Below are 16,245 nucleotides of genomic sequence, written 5' to 3'. Positions count from 1 at the left end.
TATATAAGTAGCGGGCTTTTAAATACGAACTAACATGTCGTTTTATTAGCCACCAACGTAGCTTAGCATGACACCAGCGGCTACTGCAGAACCAATAACACCTGCAACGTTTGGCCCCATCGCATGCATTAACAAGAAGTTTTGCTTGTTGGCTTCAAGACCGACTTTATTCGCAACACGCGCCGCCATTGGTACTGCGGATACACCCGCTGCTCCAATGAGGGGGTTGATGGCAGTTGATGAGAACTTGTTCATCAGCTTCGCCATCAATACACCCGCAGCAGTACCAATAGAGAAGGCAATCAAACCTAAGGACAAGATGCCGAGTGTTTCAATGTTCAAGAAAGCTTCAGCACTTAGTTTTGACCCCACACCTAAACCAAGGAAGATAGTTACGATGTTGATCAATGCATTTTGCGCCGTATCACTTAAGCGGTCTACAACACCACATTCACGCATCAAGTTACCAAAACAGAACATACCTAATAATGGTGCTGCTGATGGCAGGAACATCGCTACCAAGATCGTCACCACGATTGGGAAAACAATTTTCTCCCCTTTCGTTACGTGTCGTAGCTGCTCCATTTTAATAGAACGCTCTTCCACTGATGTTAATGCACGCATAATTGGTGGCTGAATCAATGGAACTAGCGCCATATAAGAATACGCCGCAACGGCAATCGCCCCTAGCAACTCTGGCGCCAATCGGCTAGCTACAAAGATAGCGGTTGGGCCATCTGCACCACCTATAATACCTATTGCTGCGGCATCAGCTAATGTAAAGTCCATAATGCCTGAAGCACCTAGCAATACCGCACCGATAACCGTCGCAAAAATACCAAACTGCGCAGCGGCACCTAAAAGCAATGTTTTAGGGTTCGCAAGCATCGGGCCGAAATCAGTCATTGCCCCTACACCCATAAAGATAAGTAGAGGGAATAGACCTGTTTCGATACCGCCATGGTAAATGTAGTACTGCAGACCACCCGGCGACACCATGTGCCCCGTTGCATCATAAACTGGTGCAGACATAAAGCCCGCACCTGGAATATTCACCAACACAGCACCAATACCAATCGGTAAAAGCAATAATGGTTCAAAGCCCTTTTTGATAGCAAGATAAACCAGCAATAGCCCTACCACCATCATGATGGCTTGGCCGAGTTCAAGCTGGTATATACCAGTATCGTGATAAAGGTTTAATAATTTCTGTTCCATTCGTTATCGACCTTTTACAGAGCTAAAAGAGCTTGGCCAACTTGCACGGCATCGCCCTCTTTCACGTAAACAGTTGCCACTGTACCGGCTTTCGGTGCAGAAATTTCTGTTTCCATTTTCATTGCTTCCATGATCATCACAGTTTCACCTTCTGCAACTTGCTGACCTGGAGAAACAAGCACCTTAAAAATATTCCCCGCTAGCGGTGCTGGCACGTCTTCTCCACCACTCGTTGGTGCTGGCGAAGCTGCTGGAGCCGACGCTTGAGGAGCAGAAGCTGGCTGAATATTGCTTACATCACCACCTTCTGACACTTGAACAACAAAGCTTTGTCCAGAAACGTTCACAGTATAAACAGCTGGACCTTCTGATGGAGCCGTTTTTGGTGCTGCCATCGGTGCAGCATCTTCTAATGTTGGAGCCGGTTCAAATGCCGACGCATCACCACGGTTTTGCAGGAATTTCAAACCAATCTGTGGGAACAGTGCATACGTCAATACGTCATCAATTTCATCTGACGCAAGTTTCACACCTTTTTCTTGAGCTAGTTGTTTAAGCTCTGCAGATAGTTTATCCATTTCTGGCTCAAGCAGATCCGCAGGACGACATGTAATAGCTTCAGCACCATCCAATACTCGCGCTTGAAGCTCTTTATTAAACTCTGCAGGTGCCTCACCGTATTCCCCTTTGAGAACACCAGCGGTTTCTTTCGAGATAGACTTGTAACGTTCTCCTGTCAAAACGTTCAGTACTGCCTGTGTGCCAACGATCTGAGAAGTCGGTGTCACTAGCGGGATCATACCTAGATCTTCACGAACGCGAGGAATCTCTTCTAGGACTGCATCAAACTTATCTGATGCCCCCTGCTCACGCAGCTGGTTTTCCATGTTAGTCAACATTCCGCCTGGCACCTGAGCAATCAAAATACGAGAGTCAGTACCACGAAGAGAGCCTTCGAATTTAGCGTACTTCTTACGAACCGTACGGAAATACGCCGCAACTTCTTCTAGCTTTGCTAAATCTAGGCCAGTATCACGATCTGTTCCTTGTAGCGCTGCAACAATAGACTCCGTTGAAGAGTGACCGTATGTCATCGACATAGAAGAAATCGCCGTATCAACGCGATCAATACCGGCTTCAATAGATTTAAGAATGGTCATATCTGACAAGCCAGAGGTCGCATGGGCATGCAGTTGCACCTCTAGTTGGGTCTGCTCTTTAAGCTTGCCTACCAATTCATATGCATCGTAAGGGGTTAGAATGCCAGACATATCTTTGATAGCGATCGAATCCGCCCCCATATCTTCTAGGGTTTTAGCGTAATCGATCCAATTTTGTAGGGTGTGAACGTGACTTTTAGTGTATGAAATAGTGCCTTGTGCGTGCTTACCTTCCGCTTTCACTGCTTTGATTGCCGTCTCTAAATTACGAGGATCATTCATGGCATCAAAAATACGAAACACATCTACGCCATTTTTCGCTGCACGCTCGACAAATTTGGATACCACATCATCAGCATAATGACGGTAGCCCAACAAGTTCTGACCACGAAGAAGCATTTGCTGTGGCGTATTTGGCATGGCCTTTTTCAGCTCACGAATGCGATCCCATGGATCTTCACCAATAAAACGAATACATGAATCGAAAGTTGCACCACCCCAAGACTCTAAAGACCAGAAACCAATTTGATCAAGCTTCTCCGCGATGGGAAGCATGTCATCGATTCGCATACGCGTTGCAAATAAAGATTGATGTGCATCTCTTAAAACGACATCCGTGATGCCAAGAGGTTGTTTATTGTTCGACATATTGTGGCCTCTAATCGTCTATGATTGGTATTAACGGTTACGATGTTGATGGATAGCGGCTGTAATCGCTGCTGTAATTTTAGGATCTGTAGCGGATGCAGAACTTGAAGCTGTAGGAGCAACACTTGGTTTCTTTGCTACTGGAGTCGCTTCAGGAAAATATTGATTTATAAACTTGGACATTAAGCCCGTCGCAATAATAAGTAAGCAAAGAAAAACGAAAACGAATCCCATGCCTAGCAGCATTAAGCCAAAACCATCGTTAATTAAGTTATTCATAGCACTTTCCATTAAAATCTGAATAATTCAGAGCACAGTCACTTTGTGTCACTCGGCAATTACCGTTTTGCACAAAAATTCCCCAGTGTTTATTCTTTTTGTATCACAAAGAATACTGATTTCATATTTTTTTGCTTTGGAAGTTACTAACGTGAACTTGCTTAATTGCGCCAGCTCCCTCCCCACTGAACACAATATCATACTGGCCGTCGCACCAATGGAAGGTGTCATGGATCATACTATGAGGGCACTTCTATCAAGAGTGGGCGGAATGGATTACCTCGTATCAGAATTTGTACGCGTCACCCAGCGACGCGTACCTGCCCAATCATTAAAACGCCTCGTGCCAGAGCTAAATAACCATTGCCAAACTCCGTATAAACACCCTGTCCACTTGCAGCTACTGGGCTCAAACATTGAAACCATGGCAAAAACTGCAGCAGAAGCAAGCTTAGCTGGAGTAACGCATTTGGACTTAAATTTTGGCTGCCCCGCAAAACGAGTGAATGGCCACGGTGGCGGCTCTTTCATGCTACAAGATCCCGAGACACTGTATCAGGTAGTCAAAGCTGTTCGTGAGTCGTTAGCAAGCAACATCCCTCTCTCTGCAAAAATGAGACTTGGCTATCTTGATGAGGATCTGTTTTTTGAAAACTTAGAGGCGATTGAAAAAGCAGGCGCTGACACATTAACAATACATGGCCGAACTAAGAAGGATGGCTACGGGCCAGCAGCAAGGTGGGAAAAAATAGGCGAGGCGGTAAAGCGCTCCAAGATGACGATCATCGCCAACGGTGACATTCAGAACCGCGACTCTCTTCAACGCTGCATCGCGATAACAGGCTGCACACATTTTATGATCGGTAGAGGAAGCCTTAGCAATCCATTTATATTCAGAGAATTAAAAGGAGGCAAAGCTGGAAGCCTCGAAGAGCTCTTTTTATTAATCAATAGCTATATAGACGATTTATTAGAGCACTATGACGACTTTGCTACATTAGGCCGAATCAAGCAATGGAGCGCTCATCTACGCCGCGATTGGCCAGTCATAGCTGAGAACCTAAAAGCTATACGCGCGACTCAACACACAAATGATCTTAAAATGCTAATGAAAAAACTAGAAGAGTAATATAACTAGCAGGGAAGCTTAGTTTTTTAGGACATCTGGCTTAATGAAAGAGAAGAGAAACAAGGGGTTAAATGGCGCATCCGGGAGGATTCGAACCTCCGACCGCTCGGTTCGTAGCCGAGTACTCTATCCAGCTGAGCTACGGATGCGTATTTAAAATGGCGGAGAGCGAGGGATTCGAACCCTCGATGAGTTTCACCCCATACTCCCTTAGCAGGGGAGCGCCTTCGGCCACTCGGCCAGCTCTCCGTCGATTTGTTGCGTATTATGAATATTCACAACATGAAACGCAACCCATAAATTCATGCGATTTTATAAAATATGAATAAAATCAATCAGTAGGAATTCGAAATATCGAAATCGATAAGAACATGTTTAGCTTGAATAACGATATGTTGAGATCTTACTGAGAAGGGTAAGTAATGGCGCATCCGGGAGGATTCGAACCTCCGACCGCTCGGTTCGTAGCCGAGTACTCTATCCAGCTGAGCTACGGATGCGTAACTACTTTTTTAAATTTTAGATGGCGCATCCGAGAGGATTCGAACCTCTGACCGCTCGGTTCGTAGCCGAGTACTCTATCCAGCTGAGCTACGGATGCGTAAATCTAAATTTCTTGCTATCAACTAAAAGGATAGTTTCAGTTGATTTTTTACTATTTTAAATGGCGCATCCGAGAGGATTCGAACCTCTGACCGCTCGGTTCGTAGCCGAGTACTCTATCCAGCTGAGCTACGGATGCACAGCACATTTAAAATGGCGGAGAGTGAGGGATTCGAACCCTCGATGAGTTTCACCCCATACTCCCTTAGCAGGGGAGCGCCTTCGGCCACTCGGCCAACTCTCCGTAACAAGTGCGGCGTATTATAGAGACCCCATTTGTTATGTAAAGGCTTTTTTCAAAAAAAATTAATCTTCTGAACTTTGACCGTCTTGTTCTTTCTGAATACGAAGATAAATTTCTTCACGATGCACTGAAACATCTTTAGGGGCATTGATACCAATACGGACTTGGTTACCTTTTACACCTAAAACGGTCACTGATACTTCATCACCAACCATTAAAGTTTCACCAACACGACGAGTTAAAATAAGCATAACACTTCTCCATTAATATCCTTGTGAGATGTCAGAAACTCCTGACTACTTTTGTAGGAATTTCCTTACAAGATCAATTGTAGCCGCTCTCATACTTCGAATCCATATCCCATCGCAGCGAACTTGTATCAAAGTGTTACGCTTCGCTAACTCCTGCAGTGGGATCGTTAAGTTTGAATGCTGAATGTAATGCACGAACAGCCAATTCCATATATTTCTCATCAATTATGACAGAGACTTTGATTTCAGATGTGGAGATAAGTTGAATATTTATTGATTCTGCCGCCAAAGCTTTGAACATGTTGGTCGCTACCCCAGCATGAGAACGCATGCCAACCCCTACGATAGACACTTTTGCAATGTTAGCGTTTGACAGCACCTCTTTGGCATTTAAGTCCTTTGCAACCACCTCAAGAACCTGAAGCGCTTTATCGTAGTCATTGCGATGAACAGTAAACGTAAAATCCGTTGTTCCATCCATCGAAACGTTTTGCACGATCATATCAACTTCAACATTCGCTTCACTCACCGGACCTAAAATCTTTGAAGCAACACCTGGCACGTCTGGAACGCCTTTTAATGTTAATTTTGCTTCATCACGGTTAAATGCAATACCAGAAACAGCTGGTTGTTCCATAGAAATCTCTCCGTCAGTGGTTATTAGCGTGCCCTCACCTTCAACAAAACTCGAAAGCACGCGTAATGGAACTTGATACTTACCTGCAAACTCAACCGAACGAATTTGCAACACCTTTGAGCCGAGACTTGCCATCTCAAGCATTTCTTCAAATGTTATTTTTTCAAGGCGACGCGCACTATCAACAACTCGAGGATCGGTCGTATAAACACCATCTACATCGGTATAAATTTGGCATTCATCAGCTTTTAGCGCTGCGGCCAACGCCACCCCCGTCGTATCTGAGCCCCCACGACCGAGCGTGGTGATATTGCCGTGTTCGTCCGCCCCCTGGAAGCCTGCTACGACCAATACTCTGCCAGCGTCTAAATCTGCTCGCATAGACTCGGTATCAATATCTTGGATACGTGCTTTACCGTGAGCACTGTCAGTCGTGATGCGGACTTGGCTGCCCGTATACGATTTGGCTTGTAAACCGCGCTTCATCAGGGCCATGCTCAATAACGCAATCGTTACCTGCTCGCCTGTAGACAACAGTACATCCATCTCACGTGCATCAGGGGTTCCCTGAATGCTTTTAGCCAATTCAATCAAGCGATTGGTTTCACCACTCATGGCCGACACAACGACAACAATATCGTCACCCTGCTGTTTATGCTTCAAGACACGGTCTGCTACCGCCTCAATACGCTCAACCGAGCCTACGGAAGTACCGCCATATTTTTGAACCAACAATGCCATATTCTATATCCCAAACTAAAAAGCGCCCCGATGGGGCGCATAAATCATTTATAGTCGTTCGTTAACCCAGTCTGGAACGACTGCCAGCACTTCCGCAACCCCTTCTGGTTTGCTTCCGCCAGCTTGTGCCATATCAGGACGACCACCGCCGCGACCATCCACATATGGCGCTGCCATTTTGATTAAGTCTCCAGCTTTGACTTTTGCTGTTAACTCTTTCGTCACACCTGCAATCAAACTCACTTTGCCATCGTTTACCGCAGCCAACAAAATGACAGCCGACTCAAGCTTGCTCTTCAATTCATCTAGCAAATCACGAAGGCCTTTTGGATCTTCAATCTCAACCTGAGCAACCAATAACTTGCCACCATTGATTGCGACAGCTTGAGACGCTAGGTCCGCGCCCGCTTGCGCAGCCAACTTAGACTTAAGTTGATCAATTTCTTTTTGCAATGCACGTGCTTGATCGTTAAGAGCAACCACTTTATCTAGTGCCGCTTCTTTGCTTGCTTTAAATAAGCCTGCAATCTGAGACAAAGACGATTCTGTTTGACGCGTCGCATCAATTGCAGCTTTACCTGTCAACGCCTCAATACGACGAACACCCGCCGCAATACCGCTTTCCTGAACAATCTTAAACAGACCAATATCACCAGTGCGCTTAACGTGTGTACCACCACACAGTTCAATTGAATAATCTGCCCCCATCGTTAAAACACGAACTTGGCTTTCGTATTTTTCGCCAAACAGTGCTTGGGCACCCTTTTCTTTGGCTGCCTCAATGTCCATGATTTCAGTGATGGTTTCATGGTTCAAACGAATCTGCTCATTGACCATGTCTTCTACTTGCTCAAGCTCTGCCGCTGTTAAGCCTTCAAAATGAGAGAAGTCAAAACGTAAACGCTCAGGGTTAACCAAAGAGCCTTTTTGCACAACATGATCACCCAGCACACGGCGAAGCGCTTCATGTAAAAGGTGAGTCGCCGAGTGGTTCAATGCCGTTGCATTACGTAGGGATTTATCAACCTCTGTGGTAACCACATCGCCGACTTTTAAGGCACCTTCACGCACTTCCACATGATGCAGATGTACTTTACCCTGTTTAGTAGTGTTCGTTACTTTCACTGCAGCAGGGCCTCGTAACCAACCTTGGTCACCCACCTGACCACCAGACTCACCGTAAAACGGAGTTTCAGCCAAGATCACTAAGCCTTTTTGACCTTGCTCTAGGGAATCAACAGACTCACCTTCTACAAGAATTTGCTCAACAGCGCTTTTGCCTTCTAAGTCAGAGTAGCCTGTAAATTCTGTTTGACCGTCAACACTAACAGAACCAGACATATCCATACTGAAGTTACTCGCCGAACGCGCACGTGCACGCTGAGCTTCCATTGCCGCTTCAAAACCTTCTTCGTCAATTTCAAGACCCGCTTCACGTGCAACGTCATTTGTTAAGTCAGCAGGGAAACCGTACGTGTCGTAAAGTTTGAAGATAGTCTCACCTGGGATAATTTTACTATCTCCTAGGTTAGAGATGGTTTCTTCAAGGATACGCATACCTTGATCTAGCGTTTTCGCAAACTGCTCTTCTTCTTTCAAAAGGATCGATGCTACACGATCAGCAAGTTTACGTAGCTCAGGATAAGCTTCACCCATCTCAGCATCCAACGCTGCAACCAGCTTGTGGAAGAACGGCTGCTTCTGACCTAGCTTGTTACCGTGGCGCACTGCACGACGAATAATACGACGCAGGACATAACCACGACCTTCGTTTGAAGGTACAACGCCATCAACGATCATGAATGAACATGAACGAATGTGGTCAGCAATAACACGTAGAGATTGAGAAGAAAGATCTCCAGTCCCTACTGCCTCTGCAGACGCTTTGATTAGGTTTTGGAACAAGTCAATTTCGTAGTTTGAGTGCACGCCTTGAAGGATGGCCGCGATACGCTCAAGACCCATACCAGTATCAACAGAAGGCTTAGGCAGATTTGCCATTGTGCCATCTGCTGAACGGTTGTACTGCATGAATACAACGTTCCAGATCTCGATAAAACGGTCGCCATCTTCTTCTGGAGAACCTGGAGGCCCACCCCAAATATGCTCGCCGTGATCGTAGAACACTTCTGTACATGGGCCACAAGGACCAGTATCGCCCATCGCCCAGAAGTTATCTGATGCGTAACGTGCACCTTTGTTATCGCCAATGCGAATGATTTTCTCGGTAGGAACCCCGATTTTATCTTTCCAGATGTTGTAAGCTTCATCGTCTTCGGCATATACCGTTACCAAAAGCTTTTCTTTCGGAAGACCTAAAACACCTGTTAGAAACTCCCAAGCGTAAGAGATAGCGTCTTCTTTGAAGTAGTCACCGAAACTAAAGTTACCCAACATTTCAAAGAATGTATGGTGGCGGGCCGTGTAACCTACGTTTTCCAGATCATTGTGTTTACCACCTGCTCGCACACAACGTTGTGATGTGGTCGCTCGTGTGTAAGGGCGTTGATCAGCCCCAAGAAAAACATCTTTAAATTGCACCATCCCCGCGTTTGTGAACAACAAGGTCGGATCGTTTCCAGGAATCAGCGAGCTGGACTCGACAATTTGGTGCTGTTTGCTTTCAAAGAAAGACAAAAATGACTGGCGTAACTCAGAACTCTTCATATTGGATGAGACTCTATTTCTAAATATCTGGCAAATTAAACAGTACGACAGGCTCCTAACAGGGGGCCATCATGTACTTTAGAAAGGTAGAAAATAGTACACGGAAATAGAGTAGTTGATCAAAACTTAAAAAATGATTTTTGCCATTTTTTGATCAAAAAAGACGGATTGATAGAGTTTTCACGCTATCAATCCAAATTAATGAACAACAATTAACGCTAATCTTTAGTCCGATAAATGCGTATAGGACGAGATGTCATACGCGTCACCAACTCATAACCGATGGTTTTCGAGCAGTGGGCGACATGCTCAACTGGTACACCGTTACCCCAAAGAACAACCTCATCGCCGATAGCAAGATTCGTACAGTCGCTACCTGCGAGTTTCGCAGTAATCATATCCATGGAAACCCGACCAGCTAGTTCAGCAGCGTTACCGTTAATAAGCAAAGGGGTTCCATGATCTGCGGATCGGGGATAGCCATCTCCATAACCTGCTGCAATCGTTACTAATTGATGATCCTCTGGTGCCTGATAAGACAAACCATAGCCCACTTGATCGCCGGCTTTTATGTGTCTTACAGAGATAACCTTTGAACTCAATGTCATAGCAGGCTTTAGTCCAAGCTCTACACCACTCACCTCAGCAAATGGCGAAATACCGTACAACATGATTCCTGGGCGAATCCAACCACCTTCAGGTATATTCCATTTCATAATCGCAGCGGAGTTAGCCACACTGGCCTGAATATCACCAATAAGCTGACGCGTTTGCTCAAAATACGCCAACTGTTCCATCGTCGTCATATCAGACAAGTCATCCGCACAGGCAAAGTGCGTCATCAGCAACACTTCACCAACCAAACCTGAGTCTCTTAATGATTCAACGAATTCCGGAGCTATTTCTTGCGTTACACCCAGCCGGTGCATACCGGAATCCAGTTTTACAAACACCTTTTCGATCGACTTACCTAGCGCTAATAAGCTTTCTAACTGCATTGTATTTTCAATAGCAGCCCAAAAACCTTGCTCAGCACAAATCTCCCATTCAGAAGGCTCAAATACGCCTTCTAATAGCATGATTGGCTTTTTAATCTGTGCCGCTCGAAGCTCCAATGCTTCTTCAATAGTCGCAACCGCGAATGCATCCGCCTCGTCTGCTAAATATTGCGCAACACGCACGGCACCATGGCCATATGCGTCGCTTTTGACAACCGCAAACGCGTGACACTTTGGATGTAGTTTTTTTGCATAGCGGTAATTTGACAGGATCGCCTCTAAATCGACGGTCGCTGTAAGTGGCCTAGACATCGGTGCCCCTTATTTTACGTAACGTTTCACGGCAAGTTCCGACGAATCAATCGCCGTCTGGCTGCCTGCCATAATATCAGCAATAATTGCAGCGGAACCGCAACTCATAGTCCAGCCCAATGTTCCATGACCAGTATTGAGATAAAGCCCCTTGATTGGCGTCTCACCAATAATAGGCGTGCCATCTGGTGTCATAGGTCGTAAACCTGTCCAGTACTCCGCTTCGCTCAGGTTAGCACCTTGAGGGAATACATCGCCCACAACATGAGTAATGGTGTCCGTACGAGATTTTGGTAAATCTAGGTTGTACCCTGTTAACTCAGCTGTACCCGCTGCACGAATACGATCACCTAAACGCGTCACGGCAACTTTGTATGTTTCGTCCATGATAGTAGAGGTCGGCGCATAGGCTTTATCAGTAATTGGTACAGTCAAAGAGTAGCCTTTGACAGGGTAGATTGGCACATCTAAGCCAATTGCTTTAAGCATTTCTTTTGAATAACTTCCCAAACACACTAGAAGCTGCTCACAAGATACATCGCCTTCTTGCGTCACCACTGATCGCACTTGACCTTGCTCAACAAGAATACGCTCAATATAAGTGTTAAACTTGAATTCAACCCCTAATGACTCACATTCATTCTTAAGCGTCTGACAGAACATCAAGCAATCGCCCGTTTCATCACCAGTAAGTCGCAGACCACCTTTAAATTTATGGATAACGGGTGCTAAACCAGGCTCAACAGCCAAGATGGCTTTCGGGTCTAACACTTCGTGTGCTACCCCAAGAGACTTCAATACTTTGATATCTTTTTCAGCCCCTTCCACTTGTTCATCCGAGCGAAACAGCTGAAGTGTTCCACCTTGGCCATCATCATAGGAAACACCAATCTCTTTACGTAAATCGATAAAACAATCACGACTGTACTCAGCCAGCGCCATCATTCTAGATTTATTGGTGTTGTAGGCCGACGTTGTGCAATTGCCTAACATCTTAGACATCCACACCATTTTTTTAGCTTCAAGCTCTGGGCTAATTTTAAGAGGGGCATACTTTTGAAAGAGCCACTTCACCGCTTTTAGAGGGATACCCGGTGCGGCCCATGGTGCTGAATAACCAGGTGAAACTTGTCCGGCGTTCGCAAAACTGGTTTCCAATGCAACATCAGGTTGGCGATCTAAAACCGTGACCTGAACACCTTTTTTAGCCAAGTAGTAAGCAGACGTTAAACCAACAACCCCAGCACCTAGTATACAAACTTTCATAGCAGACCTCTCAAAAAGAACTATCCACTATTCTTACAGAAGAATTTAAGAATTTCTCACTATATTTAAATACAAACAAAGAATATAAAACTACAAAGAATTATTTTTAAAAAACAATCTATAATTTTTTGATTCAATCATTTTAGGTATAATTATTTTCATTTTTACAGCGATCAAAATATGTCACATAGCGATATCAGAAATTACGCTCTATGGTTATTAGGCTCCAGAGAGCACTCGACTCATGAAATGCGTCAAAAACTATTACGCAAAGGCTTTGAAGAAGAAGGTATCGCGCTAATTATTGAAGACTTAACATCGATCAATTATTTAAGCGATCAACGTTTTGCCGAGGCTTTTTGCCGGAGCAAAGCAGCCAAACCATTAGGAAAGCAACGCATCCTGAATGAACTCAGGCGAAAAGGCATCAGTGATGATCAGACCAAACAAGCGCTCAACTCGCTAGATGTGGACTGGTTTGAATTGGCATTAAATCTAAAACAAAGGAAATTTGGGGATGCTGTGGAGCAAGATTATCAAAAGAAATCAAAGCAAATGCGCTACCTTCTCTACCGCGGCTTTGGCTATGATGAAGTTCGCTACGCGATCGAAGAGGATAGCGCCGAACAGGAATGATAGCTCCTGCTACCTACAACCATATTTATAAAGAGGATTAAGACATTAACGAATTTAGATAACGCTCTTCCATATTGACATAATTCACCTGAACCGTTTCGATCTTCATATCCAACTCTTTAATCTTTCGCTGTAACTCTTCAACCGCCTCAGTATCCTCTGTCGTGTTTGAAAGTTGCTCTAACAAACTTATCTTTTCGCTTTCTAACTCTGAATTCACCTCTCGAAGATTATTCAACTCATCTTCTTCATGAGGAGAAAGAGTAAGCGATTGAGAATGGTCGCTTTCGAGACGAGCTAGAAGCTGCTCATGCTCTAGCCGCTCTTTATCTAAATCACGCTCTAAAACATTCACATAAAGTTCTGACTCATTCACAAGCTGCTGCAGAGTCGCCAATTTCTCACCTTGCACTTCCTCAAAATTAGCGTACTCGGCTGTCAGGGGGGCTGTATCCATAAAGTTCGCAATCGCGTCAACTGAGCTTTGTTCACGTGCTATGGCAGACTGAGCACGAAGCTTAGCTTCTTGCCCAGACGCTTTAAGTTTTGCGTCTTTCGCCCTCAGCTCTTCCTCACGCTTGCGCATGTCCACATTCAAGTTGTATTTAATGGTCTGTAAACTTTCTAATTTATGCTCAAGTGCTTTAATGACTTTGTTACTTTCTAATAAGCTTTTCTCTAGCCGAGCAAATGCAATATCGTAAAAAGCTAGGTGGTCGTGCTGACCATCAGAGGTATCACGTAAAGATTTAAGCTGCCCTTTTAGCTCTTCTATTACTTGACTACGGTAGTCCGATAAATGCTGCAACTCATCAACCTTCTCATCCAACTCCGATTTTATGGGCTTCAGAAAACTATCTGAGGACGCACTACCCAAAAACTCAGATAACATCCCCATGTACTCTTCATCAGACTTAGCGGAGCTGTTAGAAGATAGCTTTAACTGCTCACCCAATTCATAAAGGCTCGCTAATTCAGCACGTATTTCTGCTAGTTCCTGGTCCAGTGCAACTTCTCGCTGCAATGAGTCCTGTAACTGATCAAGCTGCAAGTTTAGCTGAGCAGTTTTATTCATTTGCTCAAATGCAGCGTCACCAGTCTTCTGGACAATTTTATTGAGCTGCTTAAGCATTTGGTTACTGACAGACAAGCGTTTTAATAAGGCATCAATTTCCTGAGCTTGTTTTAAGCGCTCTAAAACAAACTCAAACTGATTGAGGTAATCCGCAACGTTCGCACTGTCTTGTTCAACCAAGCCCCGCTCAATCTCTAGAAAGGTTTGCCAGCACTGCAACGTGAGAACATCGCCACCACTACCTTTTTGCCCTTCAATCAACTCTTGGCATAAAGCACTTTGTTGGGAGAGTAATTCTAGCCATTTTTCTTTTTGCGATGGCCCCTTCACAGTTTCCGAAGCAACCGCTTCCACAAGACTTTCTTTGTCCGAGTCAGGCACGTCAACATCTTCTTCATCCTCCGCTACAGAAGACAAATTACGCTTAGTTCTCCAATACCACCATATGCTCGCCAGTAACATGACTGCCGATACACCTGTTGCTATTACCAATGTTAGAAAAACTGTCATCCTGTACACCTAGGTATCAACGATACGAATTACGTAAGAATAGTTCCTTCCCGTAACAGACTCCATAGGCCTTACTTTTTTTAACACTGCAAACAAAAAAACAGCCCTCTTGGACTGTTTTTTTTAATCTAAATCGTAAACCCGACTAGCTAGTGATATTAGAAGTCTAGTTCTTCATTCGCATCGTCAGTTTCTGCGGAAGCTGCTTCATCCGCTTTCTTCGTCTTAGTCAGTAGTGCGTCACGAATCATGCCTTCGACCTCCTGAGCAATGGCAGGATTATCTGCTAAGTATTGCGCAGCATTGGCTTTACCTTGGCCAATCTTGTTACCGCCATAAGCGTACCAAGCGCCGGACTTATCAATGAAGCCTTGCTTAACACCCAAGTCGATAATTTCGCCCATGCGGTAAATACCCGCACCGTACATAATTTGGAATTCGGCCTGTTTGAATGGCGGCGCAATTTTGTTCTTCACCACTTTTACACGGGTTTCGTTACCAATCACTTCATCGCCCTGCTTCACAGAACCGATACGGCGGATATCTAAACGTACCGAGCTGTAGAATTTCAGAGCGTTACCACCCGTTGTGGTTTCAGGTGAACCGAACATCACACCGATCTTCATACGAATCTGGTTAATGAAGACAACCAAACAGTTCGCATGCTTAATTGAGCCAGTCAGTTTACGCATCGCTTGAGACAGTAAACGCGCTTGAACACCGACAGAAGAATCACCCATTTCGCCTTCGATTTCCGACTTAGGTACTAGAGCAGCTACAGAGTCAACGATCACAACATCAACACTGTTTGAGCGCACTAGCATGTCACAGATTTCTAAAGCTTGTTCACCGGTATCTGGCTGAGAAACCAGTAGCTCACCGATGTTCACGCCTAGTTTTTCTGCATAAGATGGGTCTAACGCGTGCTCAGCATCGATGAAGGCACAAGTTTTACCTTGCTTCTGCGCTTCCGCGATAACACTTAGAGTCAGAGTCGTTTTACCTGAAGATTCTGGACCATAGATCTCACAGATACGACCGTATGGCAGACCACCGGCACCCAAAGCGATATCTAGACCAAGCGAACCAGTCGAAACCGTTTCAATGTCTAATTTTGCACCCTCACCCATTTTCATGATGGCGCCTTTACCAAATTGACGCTCGATTTGTGAAAGCGCTGCGTCTAACGCTTTTTTCTTGTTGTCTGCCGTGCTAGCCATATTTCAATCCTAAATGGTGTATCCGTAGATTTAAACTGCGCCTAATGTAACGCTTTTTAAAATTGTGCTCAAGAAAAATACTGTATAAAAACACAGATTTTTTATTTCATCAGCACTAACAATTGCGTTAGAGCATGAGCTACGGTTGCCTGACGAATCTCATGACGCGTCCCCGAGAACTGACAACGCTCTACCTTGGCATCCTGTCCTGTCAGCTGCCAACCAATCCAAACACACCCAACCGGCTTTTCGGCTGTGCCTCCACTCGGCCCAGCAACACCACTGACCGCAATCGCGACATCACCGCCAAATTTCAATGCACCTGCACACATTTCTCGAATCGTCGCTTCACTCACTGCACCTTCTTGCTCTAAGGTAGTCGCCGTTACGCCCAAACCAGCCATTTTGGCTGCATTGGCATAACTGATGATTCCGCCATAAAACCAAGCGGAGCTTCCCGCTATTTCCGTGCAATAAGCACCGATTAAGCCGCCTGTACAAGACTCCGCTGTTACTAGCATTTTCCCCTTTTCCATTAAGCACTCGGCGACGTCAGCCACTAAGTCATTAAGGATTTTGTCATCAACCATGTCGTTCCCTTAAATATCAATAGATTATGCCTTAGAATATCGGCCCTGTTTCATCCATACA

At 45.0% G+C, this 16,245-nt stretch carries 13 protein-coding genes and 6 tRNA genes; 2 read left to right on the top strand and 17 right to left on the bottom strand.

The genetic code is table 11. The features are described 5' to 3' along the window. Positions 1 to 45: 45 nt before the first annotated feature. From JHD44_RS16805 to JHD44_RS16795, 3 genes are read right to left on the bottom strand one after another with little or no spacing between them, the layout of a single operon-like run. The gene (locus JHD44_RS16805) at positions 46 to 1,218 is read right to left on the bottom strand and encodes a sodium ion-translocating decarboxylase subunit beta (protein ID WP_199463917.1); all 1,173 of its coding nucleotides are present in this window, start codon (positions 1,216 to 1,218) and stop codon (positions 46 to 48) included. A gap of 14 nt (positions 1,219 to 1,232) precedes the next feature. Further along, complete coding sequence (oadA, locus tag JHD44_RS16800) at positions 1,233 to 3,026, bottom strand: sodium-extruding oxaloacetate decarboxylase subunit alpha (RefSeq protein ID WP_199463916.1); 1,794 nt, start codon at positions 3,024 to 3,026, stop codon at positions 1,233 to 1,235. A gap of 30 nt (positions 3,027 to 3,056) precedes the next feature. Beyond that, positions 3,057 to 3,305, bottom strand: coding sequence for an OadG family protein (locus tag JHD44_RS16795; RefSeq protein ID WP_199463915.1), 249 nt, complete (start codon positions 3,303 to 3,305; stop codon positions 3,057 to 3,059). A 151-nt stretch (positions 3,306 to 3,456) separates the two neighbouring features. Between JHD44_RS16795 and JHD44_RS16790 the strand changes: the two genes are divergently transcribed. Continuing rightward, on the top strand, positions 3,457 to 4,434 hold the full coding sequence (locus JHD44_RS16790) for a tRNA-dihydrouridine synthase family protein (RefSeq protein WP_325097113.1): 978 nt from the start codon (positions 3,457 to 3,459) through the stop codon (positions 4,432 to 4,434). A 72-nt stretch (positions 4,435 to 4,506) separates the two neighbouring features. Here JHD44_RS16790 and JHD44_RS16785 read toward each other — a convergent pair. The 11 genes from JHD44_RS16785 to JHD44_RS16735 all read right to left on the bottom strand — a co-directional run bounded on the left by JHD44_RS16785 (position 4,507) and on the right by JHD44_RS16735 (position 12,153). Continuing rightward, positions 4,507 to 4,583: transfer RNA gene (locus JHD44_RS16785), tRNA-Arg, on the bottom strand. A gap of 10 nt (positions 4,584 to 4,593) precedes the next feature. Continuing rightward, a tRNA-Ser gene (locus JHD44_RS16780) sits at positions 4,594 to 4,683 on the bottom strand. Positions 4,684 to 4,857: 174 nt separating this feature from the next. Beyond that, a tRNA-Arg gene (locus JHD44_RS16775) sits at positions 4,858 to 4,934 on the bottom strand. Between the two features lie 24 nt (positions 4,935 to 4,958). Beyond that, positions 4,959 to 5,035: transfer RNA gene (locus tag JHD44_RS16770), tRNA-Arg, on the bottom strand. A gap of 64 nt (positions 5,036 to 5,099) precedes the next feature. Further along, positions 5,100 to 5,176: transfer RNA gene (locus JHD44_RS16765), tRNA-Arg, on the bottom strand. Positions 5,177 to 5,191: 15 nt separating this feature from the next. Further along, a tRNA-Ser gene (locus tag JHD44_RS16760) sits at positions 5,192 to 5,281 on the bottom strand. 62 nt (positions 5,282 to 5,343) lie between these two features. Further along, the gene (csrA, locus tag JHD44_RS16755; RefSeq protein ID WP_199463914.1) at positions 5,344 to 5,532 is read right to left on the bottom strand and encodes a carbon storage regulator CsrA; all 189 of its coding nucleotides are present in this window, start codon (positions 5,530 to 5,532) and stop codon (positions 5,344 to 5,346) included. A 136-nt stretch (positions 5,533 to 5,668) separates the two neighbouring features. Then, the gene (locus JHD44_RS16750) at positions 5,669 to 6,910 is read right to left on the bottom strand and encodes an aspartate kinase (protein ID WP_199463913.1); all 1,242 of its coding nucleotides are present in this window, start codon (positions 6,908 to 6,910) and stop codon (positions 5,669 to 5,671) included. Between the two features lie 48 nt (positions 6,911 to 6,958). After that, positions 6,959 to 9,577: an alanine--tRNA ligase gene (alaS, locus tag JHD44_RS16745; RefSeq protein ID WP_199463912.1), complete on the bottom strand. Its 2,619-nt coding sequence runs from the start codon at positions 9,575 to 9,577 to the stop codon at positions 6,959 to 6,961. Positions 9,578 to 9,795: 218 nt separating this feature from the next. Further along, positions 9,796 to 10,887, bottom strand: a complete 1,092-nt coding sequence (gene alr, locus JHD44_RS16740) for an alanine racemase (protein WP_199463911.1) — start codon at positions 10,885 to 10,887, stop codon at positions 9,796 to 9,798. Between the two features lie 9 nt (positions 10,888 to 10,896). Beyond that, on the bottom strand, positions 10,897 to 12,153 hold the full coding sequence (locus tag JHD44_RS16735; protein ID WP_199463910.1) for a D-amino acid dehydrogenase: 1,257 nt from the start codon (positions 12,151 to 12,153) through the stop codon (positions 10,897 to 10,899). A 180-nt stretch (positions 12,154 to 12,333) separates the two neighbouring features. On the opposite strand from JHD44_RS16735, the gene JHD44_RS16730 reads away from it, so the two are divergent. Then, positions 12,334 to 12,789, top strand: a complete 456-nt coding sequence (locus tag JHD44_RS16730; RefSeq protein ID WP_199463909.1) for a regulatory protein RecX — start codon at positions 12,334 to 12,336, stop codon at positions 12,787 to 12,789. Positions 12,790 to 12,826: 37 nt separating this feature from the next. Here JHD44_RS16730 and JHD44_RS16725 read toward each other — a convergent pair whose 3' ends face one another. From JHD44_RS16725 to JHD44_RS16715, 3 genes are all read right to left on the bottom strand, one after another. Further along, the gene (locus tag JHD44_RS16725; RefSeq protein ID WP_199463908.1) at positions 12,827 to 14,374 is read right to left on the bottom strand and encodes a hypothetical protein; all 1,548 of its coding nucleotides are present in this window, start codon (positions 14,372 to 14,374) and stop codon (positions 12,827 to 12,829) included. Positions 14,375 to 14,532: 158 nt separating this feature from the next. Beyond that, positions 14,533 to 15,594, bottom strand: coding sequence for a recombinase RecA (recA, locus tag JHD44_RS16720; RefSeq protein ID WP_199463907.1), 1,062 nt, complete (start codon positions 15,592 to 15,594; stop codon positions 14,533 to 14,535). Positions 15,595 to 15,695: 101 nt separating this feature from the next. Then, the gene (locus JHD44_RS16715) at positions 15,696 to 16,184 is read right to left on the bottom strand and encodes a CinA family protein (protein ID WP_199463906.1); all 489 of its coding nucleotides are present in this window, start codon (positions 16,182 to 16,184) and stop codon (positions 15,696 to 15,698) included. Positions 16,185 to 16,245 lie beyond the last annotated feature (61 nt).

Source organism: Marinomonas ostreistagni (assembly GCF_016461785.1).
GTDB classification, from domain to species: Bacteria; Pseudomonadota; Gammaproteobacteria; order Pseudomonadales; family Marinomonadaceae; genus Marinomonas; species Marinomonas ostreistagni_A.
This window is presented reverse-complemented; position numbering and strand designations above follow the sequence as displayed.